Origin of the sequence: Gilliamella sp. ESL0254 (assembly GCF_013344985.1) — a bacterium.
Classification (GTDB): Bacteria; Pseudomonadota; Gammaproteobacteria; order Enterobacterales; family Orbaceae; genus Gilliamella; species Gilliamella bombicola.
The window spans coordinates 447,945-471,684 of sequence record NZ_JAAEDU010000001.1; the positions used below are offsets into that span (position 1 = coordinate 447,945).

A 23,740-nucleotide genomic window follows, 5' to 3' on the forward strand; every position below is an offset into this window, starting at 1 on the left:
TTATAACTCGCTTCCTAGACCAATATATAGGTGAATAGAACCGGTGTTTTTGTTTAATGGTGTTGCTAAATCGATTTTTATTGGCCCAACAGGCGAAGCCCAACGAATGCCAAATCCTGTTCCTGTGTAAAATTTGGTTGTATCAACTTTGTCTATGGCTTCGCCAGTATCAACAAAGGCAGCTCCCCACCATGGACCTGATAAATTATACTGGTATTCAATTGAACCAGTGATGAGTTTAGAGGCACCTTTTAATTTGCCTTTTTTATCTTTAGGTGAAATAGACTGATAGCTATAACCACGAATACTGCGCTCACCACCCGCAAAAAATCTAAAAGATGGTGGAACTCGATCAAAATTGCTCGCTTGTATAATACCGAAATTACCACGAGCAATAAATCGATGCGACTTATGTAGTGAACGAATCCAAGCTTGTTGAGCTTGAAAGCGAACTAAATTAATATCTGACCCTAATGATTCTCCAGCGGCTTCGACAGAATAACGTTGGGAATCCCCCCACATTGCTAATAAATCACCATCAGAGCGGATTCTTGATAAGCTAAGTGATGGATAATACAAAAATGTTTTGAAACTTGCATCACCTTGAGTAAAATCATCACGTAACAGATTAAAACCTAATGCCGTTTGCCATCCATAAAAGTTATCCCAGTTGCGCAATGCTCCAAACGTATAAGAACGTGAGTAGGTGTCGTTATTATCTATTTTTTTATAACCACTTTGAATGGTATAATACTGCTCAAGAGGCGATTTTTTTAATGGAATTTTGTAACTCATAGTGACCAGTTGTTCTGGTGAAGATAGCGATAAGTTACTTTGAAAACTTTGTCCTCGGCTATTAATCCAAGGTTTGTTCCAACCAATTTTCCCATGTACACCGTTATCTGTTGAAAAGCCTAAACCTAAGTCCATATTATTTTTTTTGCGAGGCGAGGTTTCAACATCAATAGGTAAAACTTTGTCTTTTGTTAAATGTGGAAAGTCAGGTACAACAACCACTGAATTAAACCAGTTTGTTGAGGTAAGGCGTCTATTTAATAATGACAATTGTTCGGCTGTATATTCCTCACCATCTTTAAATGGCACAATATTTGCTAAATAATCGTCGCGGATTTGGGCGTTATGAAAAGTGACTTTACCTAATCGATAACGTTTACCTGTAGTGTAATCAATATTCCAAAAGGCTTTATTTTCATCTGTCGAAACAGCTAATTGATGTTTAGGCATATCGGCATCAAAGTAACCTTTTCTTAGTGATAAATTTTGCAGGCTTTTCTTAAATGACTCATAAATGCCATGATTTAACACATCGCCAATTTTGGGTAAATTATTTTTTAGCAAATATTCAAAATCGGGATCTTTTTGTCCATCCCCTGTAATATTGACATTGAGCTGCTCAACTAATACGGGATCCCCTGGTGATATGTTAACGACAAGGACTTTGGGATCTTGTGCATTATATTCAAAAGTTGGCGAATAGTAACCTAATGCGCGTAGTGCTTTTTGTACCTCACTTTCAAAATACCGCTTAAAAGCGGGCGTATCAACCACTTTATTGGGGGAAATTAATGAAACACGTGTATTGACATTGTCAGCTAATTCTCCTGATAATCCTTTAATGGATAATTTCATGTCAGCGTAACTTGATGTTACTGTCATCACTAACAGTAGACCTAATGAACAGGAAAATCGCGACACATACACCTCGTATAATATTAAGATTCAAGTAAAGTGACATGACCAATATAAGGTAAGTGACGGTAGTGTTGAGCATAGTCAATACCATAACCCACGACAAATTCGTCAGGAATCGAAAATCCGATATATTTCACTGGAACGTTCACTTCGCGCCGTGAAGGCTTATCTAGTAGTGTACAAATTTCAATACTACGAGGATGGCGTAATTTTAAAATAGCCATAACTTTGCTAAGTGTATTACCCGTGTCTATAATATCTTCGATAATTAATACATCTTTATCACGGATATCTTCGTCTAAATCTTTTAATATTTTAACATCACGGTTACTAATAACAGCATTACCATAGCTTGACGCTGTCATAAAATCAACCTCGTGACCAACGGTAATTGCTCTGCTCAAATCGGCCATAAAAATGAAAGAGCCACGTAAAAGACCAACTAAAATAAGTTCATTTTGGCTATGTTGATAATCTTGACTAATTTGTTGACCTAGTTCAATCACGCGCTTTTGGATATCATCAGTAGATATCATCATTTCTAATGTGTGTTTTTTCATTAATAATGCTCAAATTAAATTTTTAAAAAATTAAATGAGATTCTAGCAATTTTCCTTGATAAAAAGAATAAGCGAACCCATTTTTTATTAAACTAACATGGGAATAGATTTTCGTATTTTATACTAAAACACCTAGTTATCTGAAACTTTTTGACAACAATTTTTAGTCACTTTTTTTTGTAAACGCCGTTTTTTAAAAAAATCACTCAAAATAGCACTACATTCGTTAGCTAGTACTCCGCCTGTCACTTCTGCATAATGGTTGATGCCTTGCTGAGCAAGAATATCGATAAAAGAACCTGCTGCGCCAGTTTTGTAATCACGTGCACCATATACTACACGTTTAATACGGCTATGAATAATAGCGCCAGCACACATAATACAAGGTTCAAGAGTGACATATAAGGTTGTATTAATTATGCGATAGTTATTTAAAAATTTACCCGCTTGTTCAATAGCTAGTATTTCGGCGTGAGCAGTGGGATTATGCTTACTAATGGGTTGATTAAAGCCTTCACCAATAATTTGATTATTTTCATCAACAATCACCGCACCGACCGGGATCTCTCCTATCGATTCGGCACGATTAGCAAGCATTAATGCACGGCGCATCCAAATTTCATCTGACATTTTCAAATTACAAATTATTGAGATTTAGGACATCACGCATGTCGTATAAACCAACAGGTTGTTTGGCAAGCCAGAGTGAAGCTCGTACAGCGCCATTAGCGAATGTCATACGGCTGGATGCTTTATGACTAATTTCAACACGTTCACCAATATCGGCAAAAATAGCGGTATGTTCTCCTACTATATCCCCAGCTCGGATAGTTGCAAAGCCGATAGCGCCTTGTGGTCTTTCCCCTGTGTGACCTTCGCGACAGTAAACTGCACGCTCTTTTAAGTTGCAATCAAGTGCATCTGCTATTGCTTCACCCATGGCTAATGCTGTACCAGACGGCGCATCAACCTTGTGACGGTGATGCGCTTCAATAATTTCGATATCAGTATAACCGCCCATAATTTTGGTGGCTTTTTCCAATAATTTCAGCACTAAGTTAACACCGACACTGAAGTTTGCGGCAAATACAATGGCAATGTTTTTAGCTGCATCAGCAATAGCTTGTTTACCTGCATCATCAAAACCAGTTGTGCCAATGATTATCATTTTTTTATTTTCAACACAAAAAGCTAAGTGTGCAAGGGTGCCTTCAGGTCGGGTAAAATCAATCAGTACGTCAAATTGGTCTTTAGCTTGTGCTAGATTATCGGTGACTTTAATGCCACACATACCGATCCCAGCAAGTTCACCAGCATCGCTACCAATTAGTGATGAACCTGCTCGTTCAAATGCTGCACCTAAGGTAACCCCTTCGATTTGCGAAACAGCTTGGATAAGTTGCCGTCCCATTTTGCCACCAGCACCAGTTATCGCAATACGAATCATGTTTGTTGACATATAACTTTCCTTAACTTTTTGTGAATGTAGATAAATAAATATTATAGCGGAAAATAAATAACTTATACACATCAGCTAAACTTAAATGCTACAATTTTTGATCCGTTTTCTATAAAAAATAAACAGGAGTTATTATGCGATCTCCATGGTATTTTGGTTGGAATATCGTTATTGCAGCATCTTTTCTCACTTTGCTTTCTAGTGGGTTGAGAATGAGTATGGGTGTTTTTTTCCTACCTATTGCAAATGATCTTGGGTTTAGTCGTAGCGTCCTATCTGGCATTATTGCTATAGGCATGCTTTTTTCAGGTATCGCAATGCCAATAGCGGGATATTTAGTGGGTAAGTATAGTACTCGTTTTGTCTTAATATTAGGTGCGATCATTATTATTCTCTCGACAGTTTGGTCAGCTAACTCAACCGATTATTGGAGCTTTTTACTATCTTTCGGTATTGCATTATCTTTTGGTACCTCCTTTGTGGGGTCAGTTAGCTTTACGCCTATTGTAGCGCGTTGGTTTATTAAACGCAGAGGATTGGCCTTATTTATTTTATCAACAGGAAGTATGGCAGGTATTGCGGTGATGTTACCTGTTTTTGCATTCTTCATTCCTATTTATGGATGGCAAACAACGCTAATTTCGTTTTCAGTGATTTTTATGATTATCGCCTTGCCTATTGCTTTGTTTATTATGAAAGATAATCAATCTGAAATCGAAAATTCTAGTATAGAGCCTGTTATCAATCAAAAAATAGAGCCTAGTATCAAACTTATAGATGTGTTAAAAACACGTCCATTTTGGCAACTGAGTTTTGGGCTTTTTACCTGTGGCTTTAGTATGAATTTATTAGGAACACACGGTGTCCCAATGCTTATCGATCATGGATTTGATCCTATCACCAGTTCTAATGGTATTGGTTTGATTGGTTTAGTCGCTATTTTTAGTACCTTAGTTTTGGGTTATCTATCTGATATAGTACAACGAAAAAACATTTTGATGATGGTTTATTTAATACGAGGCTTAGGTTTTATTGCTCTTGTTTTAGCATCAACTAAATGGCAGCTTTTTACTATTGCAGCAGTGGGTGGTTTGGTTTGGGCTGGCGCTCTGTCAATGTCTGGGGCCATTACAGCAGATATTTATGGTGTAAAAATCGTAGGATTACTTTCTGGATTAACCTATTTTGGGCATCAAATTGGTGCGATGATTGGTTCATGGTTAGGAGGATGGGCTTACGATCATTTACACACTCATTTAGTTGCGTTTGGTACGGCAAGTATTTTATTGTTACTGGCGGCATTTAGCTCCTATCTTCTTCCTAAACAATAATAGTTTAAAACAAATGGACGCCAAGTAGCGTCCATTATTACTTATAAAACCTTTATTAATTCAACATCAAATATTAATGCACTGTATGGTGGAATTGATGCACCAGCACCTTGAGCACCATAGGCTAACTCTTGAGGAATATATAAACGCCATTTTGAACCTGCAGGCATCAGTTGGAGCGCTTCAACCCAGCCTTGAATTACGCCATTGACAGGAAACTCAGCCGGTTGTCCACGCTCTACTGAGCTATCAAATACTGTGCCATCAATTAATTGACCCGTATAATGGACTTGAACGCGATCTGTTGCTTTAGGTAAAGCGCCATCACCTTGTTTGATGATTTCATACTGTAAACCAGATTCAGTCGATTTAATGCCATCTTTATCAAGGTTTTTGGCAAGAAAATCTTTACCTGCTTGAGCAATTTTTTCTGCTTGTTTGGCTTTTTCTTTTGTTGCTTGTTCGTGTACATGACGTAGTGCATCATGTAATTCTTGCAAGGGTAGTGCAGGCGGATTACCGGCTAAAACATCTTCCATTGCTTGTTTTAATGCATTGAGTTCTAAATTATTTAAGCCTGATTCTTTCAATTGTTGCCCAATTTGTAATCCAATGGCATAACTTGCTTTTTGATCTATTGTTTCTAGTTTCATTTTGTACCTTAATTGTTTAAAAAAAGCGTCTATCATGACTGTATTAAGTTGGTGGATACAAGGATAAAAGTCAAGTGATAATTCGTATCATTACTTGATGGTAATTTGATTATTAGCTAATTGCTAAAGAATTTATCAATTTGGCTAGCACTCAGGCAAAATATCAGCGATAATATAGCCTATTATTTTTTTAATGGATAAAGTTAGATGCTGTTTCGTAAATTTACCGCCTTTGCAATTGTAACGAGTGTTTTACTAACTGGTTGTTCGGTTGTTGAGCATTGGATATATAGACCGGATATCAACCAAGGTAATTATGTGACACAAGATGCTCTTGATCTATTAAAAGTAGGTCAAAGTAAAGAACAAGTTGTGTTTATTATGGGGTCACCAATGTTAACTTCTGTTTTTGGTGATAATGTTTGGTATTATGTTTTTCGCCAACAACCTCAGCATGGTGACGTTAGCCAAAGAAGTTATGCTGTTTATTTTGATGAAATGGGCCTAGTAAAAGATATTAAAGCATCAGAACTAGACGGTTCCAAATCATTAGAAGAAATGAATAAACAAGGTATATCAGACCCGATTGATAAAAAATCTGATGATGATAATCCTGACTCAGACTCTTAATCAAAAACCTCGTTATTTAACGAGGTTTTTGATTTTTGTTTACCTATTTTAATTTTATACATATAAAAGGTAATAAGTTGTAACGATTATTAGTAATAACTACCGTATAAAGTAATAATAATTGGCATGGTATTATAAAAAGTAGTATTGAAGCGACAGATGTAATTAAAAATATTTAAAATAGCCGTATATTGAGATACTTGTTTGGTTTGTATCCATTCTTATTGTTTATATTGTGGTTTTATTTGAAAACGTCGAGTAAAATAACAAATTTTTAATTGATGTCGAGGTTTTTTTGCATAATAGTTCAAGTCTAAATCGTTTTTCCATTGCCCCTATGCTTGATTGGACCGATAAGCATTGCCGCTATTTTCATAGAATTTTAACTAAACAAACATTACTCTATACCGAAATGGTGACCACTGGCGCGATTTTATTTGGAAAAGGGGATTATTTAGCTTTCAATAATGAAGAGCATCCAGTCAGCTTACAACTAGGTGGTAGCGATCCTAAAGCATTAGCACAATGTTCAAAATTAGCACAAGAACGTGGTTATGACGAAATAAATTTAAATGTAGGTTGCCCATCCGATCGTGTACAAAATGGCATGTTTGGTGCTTGTTTAATGGGAAAAGCCGATTTAGTTGCAGACTGTGTTGCACAAATGCAAGATCAGGTTGATATTCCCGTCACAGTAAAAACCCGAATTGGCATTGATAATTTCGATAGCTATGCATTTTTATGTCAATTTATTGAAAAAGTCATGCCCTATACTAATACATTCATTGTGCATGCACGTAAAGCATGGTTATCAGGGTTAAGCCCAAAGGAAAACCGAGAAGTCCCTCCGCTCGATTATGAGCGTGTTTACCAACTTAAACAAGATTATCCCGACTTAACTATCGCGATTAACGGTGGTATTAAAACCATTGACGAAATAAAGTACCATCTACAGTATGTTGATGGTGTAATGGTTGGGCGAGAAGCTTATCAAAACCCACTATTACTGACTCAAATAGATGCACAAATTTTTGGATTAAACTCTCCAGCAATCGAACCTAAATCAGCAATTCGGGCACTTTATCCTTATATTGAACAGCAATTGACACAAGGTGCACAGCTAAATCATATCATGCGCCACACCTTAGGGTTATTTAATGGACGCAAAGGCGCAAGGCAATGGAGACGTTATTTGAGCGAAAATTCCCACAAAAAAGGTGCGGGTGTTGACGTTGTTGAACAGGCTTTAACATTCATCAAGTAGATGACAAAAACTAGCGGTTATGATCGATAAATATTGATGATAATTGGACGCAACTAGTATATCGTTATATACTAATCCACATTTTTCATAATGGTTTTTATTCAGTGCGTTTAAATTCAAGTCAACAAAAAGCTGTCGAATATGTTTCAGGCCCTTGTCTTGTATTAGCTGGCGCAGGTTCAGGAAAGACTCGGGTTATCATCAACAAAATTGCTTACCTAATTCGTGTTAAAGAGTATTTACCACGCCACATTATTGCCGTCACTTTTACCAACAAAGCCGCACGTGAAATGAAGGAACGTATTGCTCAATCGCTCAGCAAACAAGAAGCTAGAGGGCTAAAAATATCGACATTCCATACTTTAGGGTTAGATATTATCCGCAAAGAATATAAACACCTTGGTATTAAGTCGAACTTTTCATTATTTGACGATCATGACCAAACTGCACTATTAAAAGAGCTCACACAACAATGGTTAGATAATGACAAAGACCTTATCAACCAACTACGTGCCACTATATCAAATTGGAAAAACGACATTATCGACTCAACCACTGCCATGGCAAGGGCGCAAACTAACAAAGAAAAGCTCTTTGCACACTGCTATCAACTTTACGAAAAACAACTAAAATCGTGTAGTATTTTAGATTTTGATGATCTGATCTTACTACCTACGCTATTATTAAAAAACAACGAACAAGTCCGCGAAAAGTGGCAAAACAAAGTTCGTTACTTGCTAGTTGACGAATATCAAGACACTAACACTAGCCAATACGAATTTATCAAATTACTTGTTGGCAACCGGGCTAAATTCACTGTGGTGGGCGATGATGATCAATCAATCTACTCTTGGCGAGGTGCTCGTCCACAAAACTTAGTTTTTCTTAAACAGGACTTCCCAAATTTAGAAGTAATCAAACTCGAACAAAATTACCGATCATCGGGTCGTATTTTAAAAGTTGCCAACATCTTAATCGAAAATAATCCACATATATTTGAAAAAAAACTCTTTTCAGAGCTTGGCTATGGTGAAGTTATTAGAATCATCTCAGCCGATAGTGAAGAACACGAGGCCGAAAAAGTTATTAATGATCTTATTGGTCATCGTTTTACGAATAATAGCCAATACGGAAAATATGCCATATTGTATCGTGGTAATCATCAAGCGCGTCTTATTGAAAAAATGCTAATGCAATACCGAATACCGTATCGAATATCGGGCGGAACCTCGTTTTTTGCACGTGTTGAAATCAAAGACTTAATGGCTTATTTACGGTTATTAACTAACCCTGATGATGATAATGCGTTTATTCGCATTATTAACACACCAAAACGAGAAATTGGCCCAGCAACCATTCAAAAATTAGGGGAGTGGGCAAATCACCGAGGTATTAGCCTATATCAGGCAAGTCATGATATGGGGTTAACTCAACTACTATCTGGCAAACGCATGGAATCGCTACAGGTATTTATCCATTGGTTTGATACGCTTATTCAAAAATCACATCATGAACCGATGGACGCGATTTATGAACTACTGCATGGTATCAATTATGAAAGCTGGATTTATGAAACATCCACATCCCCAGCATCAGGCCAAATGCGTATGCGCAATGTTGAACAGCTAGTTAGCTGGTTAAATGATATGTTAAAAGGCGATGATATTGACGAAGCTATGACACTTGAACAAGCTGTTGCCAGATTCACCTTACGAGACATGCTAGAACGCAATGAAACCGAAGAAGAGCTCGATCAAGTTCAGCTTATGACACTGCATGCTTCGAAAGGGCTAGAGTTTCCTTATGTGTATTTGGTGGGCATGTCCGAAGGCTTATTACCCCACCAAAACAGTATTGATGAAGACAACATTGAAGAAGAGCGTCGCCTAGCCTATGTAGGCATTACTCGAGCTCAACAAGAGCTCACATTTTCATTTAGCCGACAACGTAAACAATTTGGAGAGACAATACAAGTCGAACCAAGTCGATTCTTATTAGAACTGCCACAAGATGACTTGGCATGGCAAGAACAACGCAACGAACTATCTCCTGAAAAAAAAATGCAACAAGGACAAAGTCGCCTAGCCATGCTAAAAGCGCAAATTGCCAAGGCTAAATAAGCAAATATTAATCATGACAATGTAAGGAATACAAAATATGAAGTTAATGATAAGTGCCATATTAATATTAATCAGTTGCTTTGCGCATGCGATAGACTTTAATTATCACTCTGACAACACGCAGTTTTATCTATTAATTAAACAAATTGAATCTCAAAAAACATTACCTAGATTAGATACAGCAAAAGGTAAAGCAATCCTTAGCAAATTCACCGATCCCAAACTTATTGGAAATTTTTCAAACGATAAATTAGACGAACAATTGCAAATCACCAACTATATTAATTATATAGTAGAAATGTATTTAATCTTTTCGCCAAATAAATCAAACCAATTAACGAGCCAAGACCTAACCAATAACCTAAAAAAATTCCAAGCTGAAATCATTCTATTAAGTAATTTTAATATAAAATATTTTGCGGCAATATCACAGCAGGTTAACCAGTTTTATAAAGAACTTCCAGAAGCGGAGAAGGGTGGAGTTATAAAATATAGTACAAAAATGATACAAGCAGAAATGTTAAAATACTATTATGGTGGATTTAAGTGGATGGAACTACCGGACTGTCTAACTGAACAATCCAAACTTAATATTATCACCACTCTAGAACAATCGGCTGAAAATTATGCAAATGTGATAACTGAACAACAAAAGCTACAGATTATCGAAAAGGCTGAAACGCTAATAACCCAACAACCGGCATTTGAAGCACAGTTATCACACATTATTGAAGTGATGAAAAAAAGCAAATGCGAAGAACTATGCCAAATAGCCAACAAAAAAATAAAGCAACCTGAAAAAATAGAGGAAAATAACTAAAATCAAAAACGATTAACAAATAAAGCGCTATATATCAAATAGTCATCAAATCAAATTGCTTATAGGTCGTCTATATTCATGACCAAAACAAAAAATAAACACCTAGATTGGTGATATTTTGACAATCCAACGCAATAAACCATTAAAAATCATTGACGGATAGAAATAGCTTTATATAATACACAGCGTCTAACCAACAAATCCAATCCCAGTCTCCTTAGCTCAGCTGGATAGAGCAACGGCCTTCTAAGCCGTAGGTCACAGGTTCGAATCCTGTAGGGGACGCCATTAAAATCAATAAGTTAAACCAATTTCTAATGTTTTATAAAATTTAACTGCTTAAGTTGGATTTTACAGATTAACTGTGCTTTAATTTTTATTCTGAATAGAATTCAAATTCATTATTATGAAAAGATATCAGATACATTTAAAAGTAGCCGTGTATTTTGCCAAAAATTAAAGATAATTGATAAACAGAATATTAGAGGATAGGAGACATGGCTGCAAATTGAGTTTTCTTATTACTTAACTGAATTAGAAGACAATATTGGGAATGGTTAATGACCATCTAAATACAATAAAAATATCAATGTTCGACGACAGCATCTGATATAAAGAGTATTTGCTAAATGTTATTGAGAAGTATACTAAAAACAAATAATAAATGAGCTATCTAGAATGATTTGTTATAATTTAACTTTATAATAATAAAAAAGGAATAATAATGTTAAAAAGGATAGTTGCATTTTTACTAATGGCATTTGCTTTGTCTGGATGTTCGCCTGAAGTTACAGAAGATATGCTAATTGGGAAATGGATATGTCATAACCAAGGGGTATACAATATAGGAAAAAATGCCAATGACGAAAGAAATTATGAGATAAATGACATCCCCGTAAGATATGAAAAACATGAAGACAACTCAATGACGAAACAATCTTATAATTTAGTACCGGAAAAATTTTCATTTAAACGCTATAGAAAAGAGCATCATAATCTAGATAAAAACATTGAGTATGAATATATATGGGAATATCAATATGTTTCAGATGATGAATTTAAATATGTACACACTTATAGTTCTAGATATATTCAAACAAAAAAACCTAGCGAGCTAGATGTTTGGACAACAACATGTTTTAGGCAAAAAAATTAGCGATCAAAATGGTAGCAATTGTTGAGATACCTATGCTTGTAAATAGCTAATTTATGCTTATATGATGAGAATTGATATAAGGTTCCATCAGTATGTGATAAGAACCTTGAATAAGGTAATTCAGTAAATAATGGATTTTGAGCTACGAGTATCAGACGAAAAGATTAGTTAAAAGAATGAAAAAATAGGGCATTATTAGATCGCATTGATTTAGATGCAGAACCTGAAATCAAGTAGCCAGAAAAACCACCGTAATAATCAATTATTCTGGATAATTGTATTTGTTTTTTGCGTATAAACAGTGCAGTTATCTGGAATATCTTTATTTACAAATGACATTGCACCAATCACGACATTATTTCCTATTTTTATTTTTCCACCTAATATACAGACATTAGCGCCAATAGTAACATTATCCCCCAAAATAAAGCACGCCCCCTCATCTTTACTGCCTATAGTTGTATTTTGTCGTATGCTTAGGTTTTTACCTGCTCTTATGTTGTCATAAAAAACTATTGATGAATAATGCGTAATAGAGAATCCTACATCAATAAAAGTATTTTCTAATCCTATTTCTACAGCGTATCGCACTATTAAATATTTATTTATTTTGTACGCTAGCTTTCTTTGCTTTTTATTTCCATATTTTGCCATTTCACTAGCTAATCGCCACCACGCAATATATGTGTTTTCTTTTTCTATTAATTTTTTTAATAAATGTTTCCAGCTAAATTTTGATTTTTTTAAAAATTCAACGCGCCAACACTCTTTAAGAAAAGTCAAATCATGAGTCATTAAAAATTTAATTATATGTATATATTTCATAGCGCCACTCGATTCAATTAGATGATTGGAATATTAACAAACACACTATCAATCTTCAACTTACAATATTCAACAGCATCATGTAGCATCACAAAATCAGCGATATCGTATAGTGTTTTCTGCGTTTGATAGAATACATAATTGTGCTCGTCGTCGCTGTTGATAATGTAGCACTCGCCTGATAGCTCAATTTCAAAATCTTCGGGCATCATACACATATAAAACGAAAGTAAATTTATTTTGCATTATTTTATGTTGATTGCTTTTTGATGTGAAATTTTGGAGGGTGGGTCGTAAGATGTATAGCAATTATTAGAAAAGATAAAGCCGCTATTATGTTTAATTTATTTCGTTGAATGATTTTAAAAAAATATCTGTATGATTACTTGATGAGGATTTTTCATTGCTATTAATTGATAAGTTTCATACTATTATCTAGATTTAATTAAGGAGATGGTATGAAAAAAATATTTTTAGTTGCTTTTTTGGGAATAATTTTATCTGGTTGTGGTGAAAAACGAGTATCGGATGAAATGTTTGTAGGCGAATGGAGTTGTAAAGTGACATTCTATAACTCTGATTGGAATGGCAATGGTTTTGAGGAATTTAAAAAAAAATATAATGATGAATATGTGTTAATGTCATTTAAATATGAGAATAATTCTTTATATTCTAAAAATCTAAAAACAGGACATTGGGACAAAGAAAGCCTTGTAGAAACTTATGATAATAAAACAAAACAAGAAGAAACGGATTACTTTTTTAGCAAAAAGACACGATCATTACAAAAAGAAAGCAATGATAAATTTATTTTGACTTATGAGCGAGAAACAATAACTAAAGATATCGAATATAGTTCATCGAATAATAAAATTAAAGAAGAGGCAAATTGCACCAGAATGAAATAACAGTTATAGACAAACCCTTTAAGAGGGTTTGTCTATAATATATTTAATATTTTTGTAAGTTAAATAAACATTCTATTTTTATTGGAACAGTGACCAATAATGTGATTTATTTCAGATTGCGTTTAACTTACAAAAATAATTAAAAAGTTAGAAACAATTTGTCAAAATCATCAGACCCAAATTAAGGCTTTTAGCGTTAACAAAATGGTTGATAAATATTTAGTTTTAAGGTCATGAGTTATCAAAGATATTACCTTAAGGCAATTCTAAGCCATAGTTCACAAATTAGAGTTTTGTTGAGGATAAAATTAACATTAATCAAATCAACTTAATAAAAACTAAAATTCTTTCTTTAAATTGAAATATATATTATCCTTTGATTTCACTATAAAAATAACGAGGGAAAATAATGTATAAATTATTAAAATTATCCACTTTTATTATCTGTTCGCTATTAATCACATCGTGTGCACAAGATACTTCAACAAAACAAGCTGATAGCGCAAAAAAAAAGCAAGAAGAATATTTAGCAAAAGCTCGTTTTTATTCAGATGTTGAGCCAAAAGGTAAACAACCTAAGGCTAGGATTACTGTAGTACAAGTGGGCTCAGATGATTTTACTGCAAGCAGATTAAGTGTATTTGACCTAACAAATACAAGCAAATTAGGATATTTCATGGCTTATCGATTTGGTGATGAAACTTATGCGCCCATTGTTACCGACATTCATGGCGTACAGGTTTCGGATGAAAATGCAAAACCAATAAATCAGCTCAATATAGTGCCAGATAAGCCGTTTATTTTTAATGTGGCTGTTTATAGATATAAAAAACAAGAACCGGGATGGTTCCATCGTGGTTACACTGAATTGGTTACATGTAAATGGAATAACAAAAAAATAGTATTTATACCGAAAAAAGATACCGATTACTTGCTATCTATCGGCGCTAAGCCAACAGAGGATAAAAAGAAATTCTTTTGTATATTCAAATTACAAGAGTGGGATAAAAAGACAAAAGAATATAAAGAAACAGCGGTTATGCCGTTACCAGAAAAATAATCGTTTCCAATCTTTTATAGAAAAAAAACAGCACGATATTTTTTTACATTATGAATATATAGCACAAACTAAAAATAGTTGCTGATAGTAATAATGAAAAGAGAATATATAATGAATAAAAAATATTAATGGATGATAAATTAAATGTACGAATGGGACTTAGTTAACATATTTTATTTTTTGCTTAGAGTTATCTTTGTTTATGCACCAATGCATTTCTGGTATTTTTATCTTTCCTTATTGATTGTAGGAATTATACTTGTAAAATCAAGTAAGAATAAGTTTTCTTATGGTTTAGGTATTTTTTCTATTATGTTTATTGTCTTTAGTTATGTATATTCAATCGTTTTTTGGATAAAACTATAAAAAAATAATTGCACATACATCGTTATTAGCAATAACCAATTAAAAATCTGTCAGAAAAGATATTGATTTTATTGAAGTTTTTTTGGTGGTTTTTAGTCAAAAATACCACCAAAACCATACCCCAAAATACGTCAACACAAGCTTAAACTTATCCATTTAACAAAAAAAATTAGCACATTATTTTTCAATCGGCTATAATTTAGGCTCCCTTATAGCAAGGGAATGCTCATTAGTTGAGTGGTTGATTTTAAAAAAATAAAATAAAACAAAAAGTTAATTGACAGGATAATCGAAATGCGCTATCATACTGAGCATCTGGCATCTGGCATCTGGCCTGCCAAATCTACGCCCTAAATCTTTTTCAATATCATAGTAGTCGAAATCAGACTCAATTCTTATTTTTATCACCAAAGTTATCGAACCTGACTTCATCGCTGAGGCCGAGGAATTTACTTTTCCTACCTAAGTTTTCTAAATTATTCAAGTCATGGTTGGTTTTTGTACCGTTGTTGCTATTGCTGTATTCGCAAAGTTCTCAGGCATTATCGGCACAAACCACAAAGGTTATTGAGGGGAATGCACCTTATTTAACGTTTGATGGTGGTCGAACTAGGGCGAATTCAGTGGATAGTTTATTGGCTATTACATTGCCTGATGGTAGAACCATCACGCCGTCAACTAATACATCAGACGCAACAAATCCGATAAAGTTAATTAACGGAAGAACTTTGGGTGATATAAGCATGTCGGTACCATCATCAACTAATTTATTGAATTTAAATGATTTAGTGAATAGATATCATTATTGGGGGGATGATGATGGAGATGGACAGGGGGCAAATGGCATAACAGCGACGGGGAGTATATCAGTAAGTTTCACTGACAAGAATGGCCATACAGTAAGTCGTAGCGATACATTAGATATATGTGATGCGCCTTATAAGGTAACATTAAGTAGTACTGGAGGCAGCTTAGCTACACAGTATGGCATGCCGAATAGCAGTATTTTCAGTGGTAGTACGGTGTCGTATTATATCAATCCAAATGAATTGCCAAAAATCTGTTACGTAAGGGTGAATTTGATATATGGCGGTGGTAATCTTGATTTTAGAGATAATCCTAGCCTTGCTGGTCCAGCCAGCATTTGGGATCAAAATAGGGGTTTTTTAGTTCAGTCAACAAGTTTGTCATCTTACGATCTTAATTTTCCGACAACGGGTTTAGATGGTTTGTATTTTGATTTAGATATAGGTGGAGTGGATGGAAGTGAGTTGATGTGGTCTGTTGTTACGAATGGTAGTATAAGGGCAACGGTGAGTTGGACAAGGCCTCATTCTGGTTCATTCATAGATCCGGAGAGAAATAGCAGACCGGCTGATATTTGGATTAGTGATAAATCCCATTATGTAACACGGGTAATGTTAAATGGTCCTAGAGCGGATAGTAATCAGATAAGTTCAGCAAATCCTAGTCCACTAACTGTACCCTCTTTGCCGCAGACTTTTGAGTTGGTGGGAAGGGATAGTCGTGGTAATGAGGTGAGGTATGGATTTGTGTTGAGGCAGTGGTTCGTCAATCGCGGTGGTAAACACGATACCCAGTCTAATCAAATATCTTGGTGTAGCCGTTTGGGTTATCGTCTTGCTAAGGTAAAGGATTTGACTAACGCGAAATGTGGTGTGCATCATTATTTCCCATGCTCTGGAGGCATAGATGGCGCCACGCCTAGGTCATCTGATAATAATTACATGCGTCATATAGGTGCAGGTTTTTTCACTGAGTGGGGCTACATGAACTATTACGCTGATGTGGGTTTCGTCTATAACTACTATTGGGCAAGCGACGTAGCAGGTAGTACTCCGTTTGCTGTCAGCTCTGGTGGCGGTGTCGTTTATAGTTACCTAGCATCCAGTGACCTCTATGCTGTTTGCACCTCACCTTAGCTTTTAGTCCTTTGGCAAAGGGAGGGAGATGATATCAAAGAACAGCGCTCTCCGCGCTGTTGCGATTGAAAGCTACAGTCTATTCTAGTGTGGTAAGGTTTAGGATGTTTTGACCTTTAGTGAAAAAAATAGTTATAGTGTCCACGTCCGAGTTTAAACAATTAAAGCGAATTCCTTACCTCCCCCCTCGCTTTAAGTTACAGAACATGGTCTGCGGTTACTACGCTACTTGTCTCTTTGAAGCCACCTATATTCAAATTTGTTTTAGACAAATTTGTGTTTCCGATGAAGCATAGCATCGCTATCATTCTTGTTTGACGTGCTGATCTCGCTCGGTTATTGGCACATTATGACGACGGAATAAGATAGGCAACATAACCTTGAGTGGTTTTTATGAGTTACTTTTTATCAAAAGAAACGCAATAATTATCCAAAAAACGGTCAGAAAAGGTATTGATTTTATTGAAGTTTTTATTTTGCTGTTTTTAAACAAATCAATTACTTACATAACTACGGTAGGACGCTGATGACCAACAAGTCCGCAAAATCAATAATAACTTACTCTAGGCAATAGCCATTTAACTGCTAAAGAGTGGTTGGTAATTTTATTGATTTTATTAAAATTTTTCGTAATTTTACCAAAAAAAACGTAAAAAAAACAACCCGCCTAAACGGGTTGATCCAAAACAACACATCATTTTTGATTTACAATTAAAAATCAATATCCATACCTAATTGGAATGTCCTACCCGGTGCGGTAAACATTTCTAGATATTTATAATTTGATGTTTTGTATAGTTTATTATTACTTAGATAATCCCAGTATTTTTGGTCGGTCAGATTATAAATACCACCGCTTAATTTTACGTTTTTAGTGATATTAATATAACCTGTTAAATCAACAATTCCATGTCCTGCAATTCTAAAATAGTCATCGGTTGAATCTTTGATTGGCTTACCGTCATTGTTGTAGGTTTCACGCGTTGTACCGTCTGTTTTTTTGCCTTTTTGGAAGGTTGTGGTCAATGCAAAACCATAGTATTTGTTAGGGTCATCCCATGCTAGACCAATGATGCTTTTTAATGGTGAGATGGTGTCCATTTCGATGTATTTGTCGCCTAGATAGCTAGATTTTGATTTACCTTGGTTGTAGCCGATAGCAAGTCTTGCGCTTAAACCGTTTATAGATTCAAACCATGTGCCTATATTAAATTCACTGCTTAATTCGGCACCGTAAATGTAGGCTTTATCTCGGTTTTCCGATTGATAAACGATACGGTTACCTGTTCCGACAAAATTCTTTTTGTAACGAGAATAAGCAATGAAGTTTTTGTATTTATTATAAAAAGCTGCCGTTGATAATGTAATGCCTGCCGTTGGTTGTCCTTTTAGTCCTAATTCAAAATTATCACTGGTTTCGGTTTTTAGATTAGAATCACCCACGAGTACATACATTTGGCTATGCGCTAAATATGAACCATATAATTGGTTTTGATTTGGCATTTGTGCGCCACGTTTGTATTGTAAGTAAGTGGTCATATTTGGGGTGATGTCATACATTAATGACATGGATGGTAATATTTTAAAATCACTATTGCCGTTGTACTGTTTGCCAAGTTGACTTGAGTTTATGTTTGTTACACTCATGTTTTCAAGATGACGCGGTTTGGTGTTTTGGTATATTGCTCTTGCTCCTGGGACCAAATAGAAGTTATTGCTGTTATTGACGTTAAAGCTAATACGATCTTCAACAAATCCACCTAATTGATAACTACGGCTATCAGCTTGAGGCTTGGTGTAATCGCCATCCGGAAAGATTCTTCCATATTGTGATTTTGCCGATGTGTAAAATGGTGATTCATCTTTGCTCCATTTTGCATTTAAACCCGCACTGATTTTTTGATTTTCATAATTTTTTAAGAGGGTTGTAATAAAGTTATAAGCTTTGGTGTTGTAGTGTGTTTGTGTGTTGAAATTGCCTCTAGATGTGTGTTTTAAGTCTGTATTATCGTAAACGTGAGTTTGTTGATAATTGAGTTGGGTGGTTAAGCTATCAATCCAGCTAATGTTGGTTGGTTTCCATTGATCTTTGATGGCTAGATTAAAACGGTTATTTTTGCTTCTTTGGTGATCAAAGGACTCGATTTTTTTACCATATTTATCCCATGTGTCGTAATGTGAATTTTTGGTTTTGCCGTTGTAATCAGCAGTGGTATTAAGTAAATGTTCATCATTCATTTGCCATCCGAATCCAGCCAATATTGAATTTGAATGCCAATTTTCTGGGTAATTGTTGATTGAATCACCATGATTGCGACCTTGCTGACCATCACGACGACTTAATACAAGAATGCCATTAAGGTAATCATCACCACCTGCTATAGTTAATCCTTGATGGTAACTTCTATCGGTACTGTCATAATTGTTTTGGAAGCCAAAATAGCTTGTTTTGCCAGGGTATAGGTAGTAACTTGCAGTTTTGGTTTGGAATGATACCGATCCTCCTAATGCATTGTTAGCATTACTAACGGATGTTGCACCTGATTGAATATCGACTTTGTTATACATATAGGTATCAATATAATCACGCCCAATGCCGTAAGTACCAAATCCAGCTCGACCTACTGAGTTGACGCGTCCTTGTGCGATGGGTAAGGGCATGCCGTCAATGTCGATGGAAACTCGGTTGGCATCTAAACCGCGAATGTTATAGCCAGTAAATCCACCGCGATCCCAACTACTTTTACCACTGCCAGATCCTGAAATGTTCCCCGGCGCTGAAATAAGCGGTTGATAGCGCATAAGTGTGCCAAAATTGGTTCCGCCATCGCGTCTGATTTCTTGTTCAGAAATTTCGGTATTAGTACCGGTTTTTTTTGTTGCTTCGTGTGCAGTGACTGTCATGACGTCATTGTACTTTTCTTTATCATTATTTTCTGCTGCGATTGCGGGCATGATAAAGGACAAGCTTAAAGCCAATGTGCTAGTTTTTTTTAAATGAGTAAAGTTAAGCATTTTATTCCTTTCAAACATAATAAATTAAATAATACGCTTCAATTGCTTCGCTTAAAATTGTTATAAATTAAATATAATTATTATGTTACAAATTAGTTATCCAATATTATTGAGGATAAAAATGTTGATAAAGTATTTGGGCAACTTCGTCAACTCTTGGTCCAATACCAAAAAGATAGCTATCGTCAATGGCAATAATGCGGTGATTTTTATAAGCCGATGTTTCTGTTATTCCTGCAATAGTATTTAATTTTTCCATTCCACCTAATTGTTCAATTGAATGTTTGTTTAATACAATAATTTCAGGATCCATGGCAATTAGGGATTCCGCTGTATAGGTTTTGTAGCTTGTATGTTTGGCAAGATTTTCCCCCCCTGCGATAGTGATGAGGGCATCGGCGGTGGTATTTTTACCTGCGACCGAATTCGTTCCACCCATGCTCATTAAAAAAAGGACTTTTGGCTTATTAGGGTGATTGCTGATTTTTTCTTGAATTTTTGTTAGGTTGGTTTTTATTTTGTTGATTAACTGTTGCCCTTGTGGTTGTTTATTTAATTTGTCGGCAATTTTCTCAATATTAGCATAAAGTAATTCGGTCGTTCCCGGTACTCGTTGTAACGATAAAACATCAACTTTCGCTTGAGTGACTTGGCTTATGATGTTATCAGGCTCGGCATCACTTAATGTAATAAATAGCGATGGTTTAAGCGATAAGATTCCCTCAATATTTAACAATTTCCAATAACCAATTTGGGGAAGTTGTTTGGCTTTACTAGGATAACTACTTGTTTTGTCCACACCAACAACCTGATCGCCTGCACCAAGGGCAAAAACAATCTCAGTTAAAGAGCCTCCAGCAATAACAATTCTTTCATTCGCAAAGCTTAAATTAATAAAGCTGTTAAAGCCGAAAATGAATAAAAATAGTCCTAATTTTGCGAAAAAATTTTTCTTCATCGTTTATTTCCTGTTGATTAGTTATTTTTTAATCGAAATACTATAATGAAAATGATAACCATTATCAATAATGTAGTAATATTTATTTTTGCAACGATAAAAATTTCAATAGGATTGCATGATGTTTTGAGAATTTTAATTAGTAGTAAATTTAATTTATTGGACTATTTTTTATAGATTAAAACATCGCCAAATTTGTGCCTAAAAACTTTGTTACAGATATTCAAATAAAAATATACATAAAAATATCAAATTGTTATAAAAAAAATAAATAAAAAATATTGCTAAATGATAATAATTATTATTTAATTTATGAAGATTATTTGTTCAAGAATTGTTGTTATGAAATCATTAGATGTTAGTCCGTTTTATGCAGAGAATGCGACTTTACCTTTCAAAAATCGCTGGGCAGTGATGCCTTTGCAAGCCAGTTTACCTTTATCGCCGCAAGATGTTGTACCTCAGTGGCAAATTATCCAAAATACCGCTTTAACAGGCAAAAAACGATTGATTTATATCCATATTCCTTTTTGTGATATTCATTGCCAATTTTGTGGTTTTTATCAAAATCCATTAAGAAAATTTAATACTGAAACATATATCGATTATTTATTAAAAGAAATATCGCTCGAAATTCACAATAAAGCGATGCAATCAGCGCCTATTCATGCCATTTATTTTGGTGGTGGTACGCCTTCTGCTTTAGCCGCAGGGCAATTAGCACGCGTTATTCGTTATTTCAAACAGCATGCACCTTTAGCACCCGATTGTGAAATTACAATCGAAGGTCGCATCTCTGATTTTGATGATGAACGTGTTGATAGTTATATTGACGCGGGGGCAAATCGCTTTTCGATCGGAGTGCAAACGTTTAATACTGCAATTAGGCAAAAATTAGGTCGTGAATCGACCGAAGCGCAAATTATTAACCGTTTTGAGCGTATTGCATTGCGTGATAGTGTTGCGTTGGTATGTGATTTAATGTTTGGTTTACCTAATCAAACCGCTCAAACGTGGCAACGAGATTTAGACATTGCCAATAATTTACCTTTAGATGGCGTTGATCTTTATTCGCTCAATTTATTGCCAACCACGCCACTGGCTAAAAGTGTTGAAAATAAGCGTATTGAGATACCATCAGTAATAGATAAATGTGATTTTTACCATCAAGGTGCCGAGTTCCTTGCTAAGCAAGGTTGGGTTCATTTAACCAATTCTCATTGGGCAAAAACCAGCCGTGAACGAAATTTATATAATTTTTTAATTAAACAAGGTTCGAATTTTTTTGCTTTTGGATCTTGTGCTGGTGGGCGTTTAGGTGGTCAATCCTTTATGCTCCATCGTGATTTAAACCAATATTATGCCCAGCTTGATCAAGGAAAGAAACCAATAATGATGTTAACCGGCCAACCATTGGTAGGTGAATGGTTATATCAATTGCAAGCAGGTATTGAAAAGGGGCGAGTTGATTTAACAAAATTAACGCCACACTTTCAATTATTTGAGCCTCTAATTGCTCAATGGCATCAAGTAGGACTTTTAAAAAATAAAGATCATTGCATGTTTTTAACCTTATCGGGGCGTTTTTGGTCAAGCAACATGCTACAAGCTTTGCAGCAATTACTGTTACAACTCAACAATCCAGAATATATTGAATTACAGCAAAAAAGAGCGCAAGCAGGACTATCGAACAATGGTCAATCAGCAATGCCTCATTCCGTTATTAAAAACGCAAAACACCCACATAACATTTCGTAACTAAAGGATCTTATTATGGTAGAAAAACAGTCTCATTTAGCAAATTTAGCTGCTTATATGCAAACCAATCCAGAAGAATTATTAGAAAAAATTGCTCAAGATCATCATGTTACATTGACGCAAGTGATTCAAGCTTTACCCGGTGCAAAAATTGTTGATGGTAGCCATTTTGATGCAATTTGGGAAGAAGTGACAACTTGGGGAGAGGTGTTATTTTTAATTCATACCGGTGATGTGATTGCTGAAATTTCGGGTGAATTGCCTTCAGGCTCGCATAGCCAAAAATACTTTAATTTACGCCATCAAAAAGGCCTAAGTGGTCATATCAAAGCAGAACATTGTCAGCACATTGCTTTTATTGAGCGTAACTTTATGAAGATGTCTACCGCATCAATGATATTTCTTAATCATATGGGGCAAGCGATGTTCAAAATCTTTGTTGGTCGTGATGAAAAACATCAACTAAAAGCAGATCAGTTAGAAAAATTTAGAGCATTAGCTAAAAAAATCAATTAATTTTAAGATTTAATATTATGAAGACATTATTGATTTTTGGTGTAAGTCCTAAACTTGGAACGGGCTATCAAGTTTTGCAGCTAGCAAAGCAAAATTATCCGAATTGGCGTTGCATTGTTTTGATTCGTGATAATGAGTTTGCTAAACAATTAGCAAATCAAGGCATTGAAACTTATGTTGGTGATGCAACTAATGCTTTGCTTGTGAAATCTTTATGCGAGGTAGCTGGATTGGATGCTACGATTGTGACAACCTTAGGGGGAGAAACAGGAAATTATAAGGCTCAACGAGTAATTATTGATTGCGCCGAGCAAACCGGTATTAAGCAGATGGTTTTGGTAACTTCACTTGGATGTGGCGATTCATGGCCTACGCTATCGACTAAAGCTAAACAAGCTTTTGGGCATGCCGTACGAGAAAAGTCATTAGCTGAACTTTGGTTGCAAACTAGTACGTTAAACTTTGTTATCTTAAGACCAGGTGGACTGCGTGATGGTGAAATGACACAACATGCCGAGTGTTATTATCAGCAAGAAGTTCATGGTTTTGTTTATCGTATTGATTTAGCAAAAATTATTATCGATAAAATTGCTGCTAACCAGTTTGATCATCGCGCTTATAGTGTGGTTGACCCTAGCTTAAAAGTCACTTATTGATTAAATGACATGAAAAATCAACAAAAAAG

20 protein-coding genes, 1 tRNA gene and 1 pseudogene are annotated in these 23,740 nt (G+C 35.2%); 13 read left to right on the plus strand and 9 right to left on the minus strand.

The genetic code is table 11. The annotated features are described in order from the left end of the window. The 4 genes from tamA to dapB all read right to left on the minus strand — a co-directional run bounded on the left by tamA (position 1) and on the right by dapB (position 3,732). On the minus strand, positions 1–1,677 hold the full coding sequence (gene tamA, locus GYX25_RS01950) for an autotransporter assembly complex protein TamA (protein ID WP_091349650.1): 1,677 nt from the start codon (positions 1,675–1,677) through the stop codon (positions 1–3). Positions 1,678–1,733: 56 nt separating this feature from the next. Beyond that, complete coding sequence (hpt, locus tag GYX25_RS01955; protein ID WP_085247860.1) at positions 1,734–2,273, minus strand: hypoxanthine phosphoribosyltransferase; 540 nt, start codon at positions 2,271–2,273, stop codon at positions 1,734–1,736. A gap of 132 nt (positions 2,274–2,405) precedes the next feature. Then, positions 2,406–2,903, minus strand: coding sequence for a tRNA adenosine(34) deaminase TadA (gene tadA, locus GYX25_RS01960; protein ID WP_174786557.1), 498 nt, complete (start codon positions 2,901–2,903; stop codon positions 2,406–2,408). A 7-nt stretch (positions 2,904–2,910) separates the two neighbouring features. Continuing rightward, positions 2,911–3,732: a 4-hydroxy-tetrahydrodipicolinate reductase gene (gene dapB, locus GYX25_RS01965; protein WP_174786558.1), complete on the minus strand. Its 822-nt coding sequence runs from the start codon at positions 3,730–3,732 to the stop codon at positions 2,911–2,913. A 134-nt stretch (positions 3,733–3,866) separates the two neighbouring features. Between dapB and GYX25_RS01970 the strand changes: the two genes are divergently transcribed. Beyond that, on the plus strand, positions 3,867–5,063 hold the full coding sequence (locus GYX25_RS01970) for an MFS transporter (RefSeq protein ID WP_174786559.1): 1,197 nt from the start codon (positions 3,867–3,869) through the stop codon (positions 5,061–5,063). A 41-nt stretch (positions 5,064–5,104) separates the two neighbouring features. Here the strand turns inward: GYX25_RS01970 and GYX25_RS01975 are convergent, their stop codons facing one another. Continuing rightward, positions 5,105–5,716, minus strand: a complete 612-nt coding sequence (locus GYX25_RS01975) for an FKBP-type peptidyl-prolyl cis-trans isomerase (protein WP_091349665.1) — start codon at positions 5,714–5,716, stop codon at positions 5,105–5,107. 207 nt (positions 5,717–5,923) lie between these two features. Here GYX25_RS01975 and bamE point away from each other — a divergent pair, with 207 nt between their 5' ends. The 6 genes from bamE (at position 5,924) to GYX25_RS02005 (ending at position 11,706) form a co-directional block, all read left to right on the plus strand. Beyond that, complete coding sequence (gene bamE / locus GYX25_RS01980; RefSeq protein ID WP_091349668.1) at positions 5,924–6,346, plus strand: outer membrane protein assembly factor BamE; 423 nt, start codon at positions 5,924–5,926, stop codon at positions 6,344–6,346. A 337-nt stretch (positions 6,347–6,683) separates the two neighbouring features. Further along, complete coding sequence (dusA, locus tag GYX25_RS01985; RefSeq protein ID WP_174787021.1) at positions 6,684–7,610, plus strand: tRNA dihydrouridine(20/20a) synthase DusA; 927 nt, start codon at positions 6,684–6,686, stop codon at positions 7,608–7,610. 104 nt (positions 7,611–7,714) lie between these two features. Then, a complete protein-coding gene (gene rep / locus GYX25_RS01990) occupies positions 7,715–9,730 on the plus strand; it encodes a DNA helicase Rep (protein ID WP_091349671.1) in 2,016 nt (671 codons plus the stop codon). A gap of 37 nt (positions 9,731–9,767) precedes the next feature. Continuing rightward, positions 9,768–10,550, plus strand: coding sequence for a hypothetical protein (locus GYX25_RS01995; RefSeq protein WP_091349675.1), 783 nt, complete (start codon positions 9,768–9,770; stop codon positions 10,548–10,550). 211 nt (positions 10,551–10,761) lie between these two features. Next, positions 10,762–10,838: transfer RNA gene (locus GYX25_RS02000), tRNA-Arg, on the plus strand. A gap of 436 nt (positions 10,839–11,274) precedes the next feature. After that, a complete protein-coding gene (locus GYX25_RS02005; RefSeq protein WP_091349677.1) occupies positions 11,275–11,706 on the plus strand; it encodes a hypothetical protein in 432 nt (143 codons plus the stop codon). A gap of 258 nt (positions 11,707–11,964) precedes the next feature. Here GYX25_RS02005 and GYX25_RS02010 read toward each other — a convergent pair whose 3' ends face one another. After that, positions 11,965–12,531 (minus strand): hypothetical protein, encoded by a 567-nt coding sequence (locus tag GYX25_RS02010; protein ID WP_091349681.1) that lies wholly within the window; start codon positions 12,529–12,531, stop codon positions 11,965–11,967. A 17-nt stretch (positions 12,532–12,548) separates the two neighbouring features. Continuing rightward, positions 12,549–12,743, minus strand: a complete 195-nt coding sequence (locus GYX25_RS02015) for a hypothetical protein (RefSeq protein WP_238785943.1) — start codon at positions 12,741–12,743, stop codon at positions 12,549–12,551. Positions 12,744–12,989: 246 nt separating this feature from the next. Between GYX25_RS02015 and GYX25_RS02020 the strand changes: the two genes are divergently transcribed. The 3 genes from GYX25_RS02020 to GYX25_RS02030 all read left to right on the plus strand — a co-directional run bounded on the left by GYX25_RS02020 (position 12,990) and on the right by GYX25_RS02030 (position 16,808). Beyond that, positions 12,990–13,439 carry a hypothetical protein gene (locus GYX25_RS02020; protein WP_091349688.1) on the plus strand — a complete coding sequence of 150 codons (450 nt, stop codon included), beginning with the start codon at positions 12,990–12,992 and terminating at the stop codon, positions 13,437–13,439. Between the two features lie 409 nt (positions 13,440–13,848). Further along, positions 13,849–14,499, plus strand: a complete 651-nt coding sequence (locus tag GYX25_RS02025) for a hypothetical protein (RefSeq protein ID WP_091349692.1) — start codon at positions 13,849–13,851, stop codon at positions 14,497–14,499. An 872-nt stretch (positions 14,500–15,371) separates the two neighbouring features. Next, positions 15,372–16,808, plus strand: coding sequence for a hypothetical protein (locus GYX25_RS02030; protein ID WP_174786560.1), 1,437 nt, complete (start codon positions 15,372–15,374; stop codon positions 16,806–16,808). Positions 16,809–17,519: 711 nt separating this feature from the next. Here GYX25_RS02030 and GYX25_RS02035 read toward each other — a convergent pair. Together GYX25_RS02035 and GYX25_RS02040 are read right to left on the minus strand one after the other, a co-directional pair. After that, complete coding sequence (locus tag GYX25_RS02035) at positions 17,520–19,823, minus strand: TonB-dependent receptor domain-containing protein (protein ID WP_174786561.1); 2,304 nt, start codon at positions 19,821–19,823, stop codon at positions 17,520–17,522. A 106-nt stretch (positions 19,824–19,929) separates the two neighbouring features. Next, a complete protein-coding gene (locus GYX25_RS02040) occupies positions 19,930–20,781 on the minus strand; it encodes a heme/hemin ABC transporter substrate-binding protein (protein ID WP_174786562.1) in 852 nt (283 codons plus the stop codon). Between the two features lie 342 nt (positions 20,782–21,123). On the opposite strand from GYX25_RS02040, the pseudogene hutW reads away from it, so the two are divergent. From hutW to GYX25_RS02055, 3 genes and pseudogenes are all read left to right on the plus strand, one after another. Beyond that, positions 21,124–22,428 (plus strand): annotated as a pseudogene (gene hutW, locus GYX25_RS02045) (heme anaerobic degradation radical SAM methyltransferase ChuW/HutW); the annotation flags it as partial. A 126-nt stretch (positions 22,429–22,554) separates the two neighbouring features. Continuing rightward, a complete protein-coding gene (hutX, locus tag GYX25_RS02050; protein ID WP_174786563.1) occupies positions 22,555–23,055 on the plus strand; it encodes a heme utilization cystosolic carrier protein HutX in 501 nt (166 codons plus the stop codon). A gap of 17 nt (positions 23,056–23,072) precedes the next feature. Further along, positions 23,073–23,711, plus strand: coding sequence for an NAD(P)H-binding protein (locus GYX25_RS02055; protein WP_085248016.1), 639 nt, complete (start codon positions 23,073–23,075; stop codon positions 23,709–23,711). Positions 23,712–23,740: the final 29 nt, after the last annotated feature.

Excerpts from the sequence above, each read along its gene's own strand:
- bamE (WP_091349668.1), top strand. The coding sequence starts at position 5,924 with ATGCTGTTTCGTAAATTTACCGCCTTTGCAATTGTAACGAGTGTTTTA.
- GYX25_RS02025 (WP_091349692.1), top strand. The coding sequence starts at position 13,849 with ATGTATAAATTATTAAAATTATCCACTTTTATTATCTGTTCGCTATTA.
- GYX25_RS01995 (WP_091349675.1), top strand. The coding sequence starts at position 9,768 with ATGAAGTTAATGATAAGTGCCATATTAATATTAATCAGTTGCTTTGCG.
- dapB (WP_174786558.1), bottom strand. The coding sequence starts at position 3,732 with ATGTCAACAAACATGATTCGTATTGCGATAACTGGTGCTGGTGGCAAA.
- GYX25_RS02020 (WP_091349688.1), top strand. The coding sequence starts at position 12,990 with ATGAAAAAAATATTTTTAGTTGCTTTTTTGGGAATAATTTTATCTGGT.
- hpt (WP_085247860.1), bottom strand. The coding sequence starts at position 2,273 with ATGAAAAAACACACATTAGAAATGATGATATCTACTGATGATATCCAA.
- hutX (WP_174786563.1), top strand. The coding sequence starts at position 22,555 with ATGGTAGAAAAACAGTCTCATTTAGCAAATTTAGCTGCTTATATGCAA.
- dusA (WP_174787021.1), top strand. The coding sequence starts at position 6,684 with ATGCTTGATTGGACCGATAAGCATTGCCGCTATTTTCATAGAATTTTA.
- GYX25_RS02015 (WP_238785943.1), bottom strand. The coding sequence starts at position 12,743 with ATGATGCCCGAAGATTTTGAAATTGAGCTATCAGGCGAGTGCTACATT.
- GYX25_RS02005 (WP_091349677.1), top strand. The coding sequence starts at position 11,275 with ATGTTAAAAAGGATAGTTGCATTTTTACTAATGGCATTTGCTTTGTCT.
- GYX25_RS01970 (WP_174786559.1), top strand. The coding sequence starts at position 3,867 with ATGCGATCTCCATGGTATTTTGGTTGGAATATCGTTATTGCAGCATCT.
- GYX25_RS01975 (WP_091349665.1), bottom strand. The coding sequence starts at position 5,716 with ATGAAACTAGAAACAATAGATCAAAAAGCAAGTTATGCCATTGGATTA.
- tadA (WP_174786557.1), bottom strand. The coding sequence starts at position 2,903 with ATGTCAGATGAAATTTGGATGCGCCGTGCATTAATGCTTGCTAATCGT.
- GYX25_RS02055 (WP_085248016.1), top strand. The coding sequence starts at position 23,073 with ATGAAGACATTATTGATTTTTGGTGTAAGTCCTAAACTTGGAACGGGC.
- tamA (WP_091349650.1), bottom strand. The coding sequence starts at position 1,677 with ATGACAGTAACATCAAGTTACGCTGACATGAAATTATCCATTAAAGGA.
- GYX25_RS02010 (WP_091349681.1), bottom strand. The coding sequence starts at position 12,531 with ATGAAATATATACATATAATTAAATTTTTAATGACTCATGATTTGACT.
- GYX25_RS02035 (WP_174786561.1), bottom strand. The coding sequence starts at position 19,823 with ATGCTTAACTTTACTCATTTAAAAAAAACTAGCACATTGGCTTTAAGC.
- GYX25_RS02040 (WP_174786562.1), bottom strand. The coding sequence starts at position 20,781 with ATGAAGAAAAATTTTTTCGCAAAATTAGGACTATTTTTATTCATTTTC.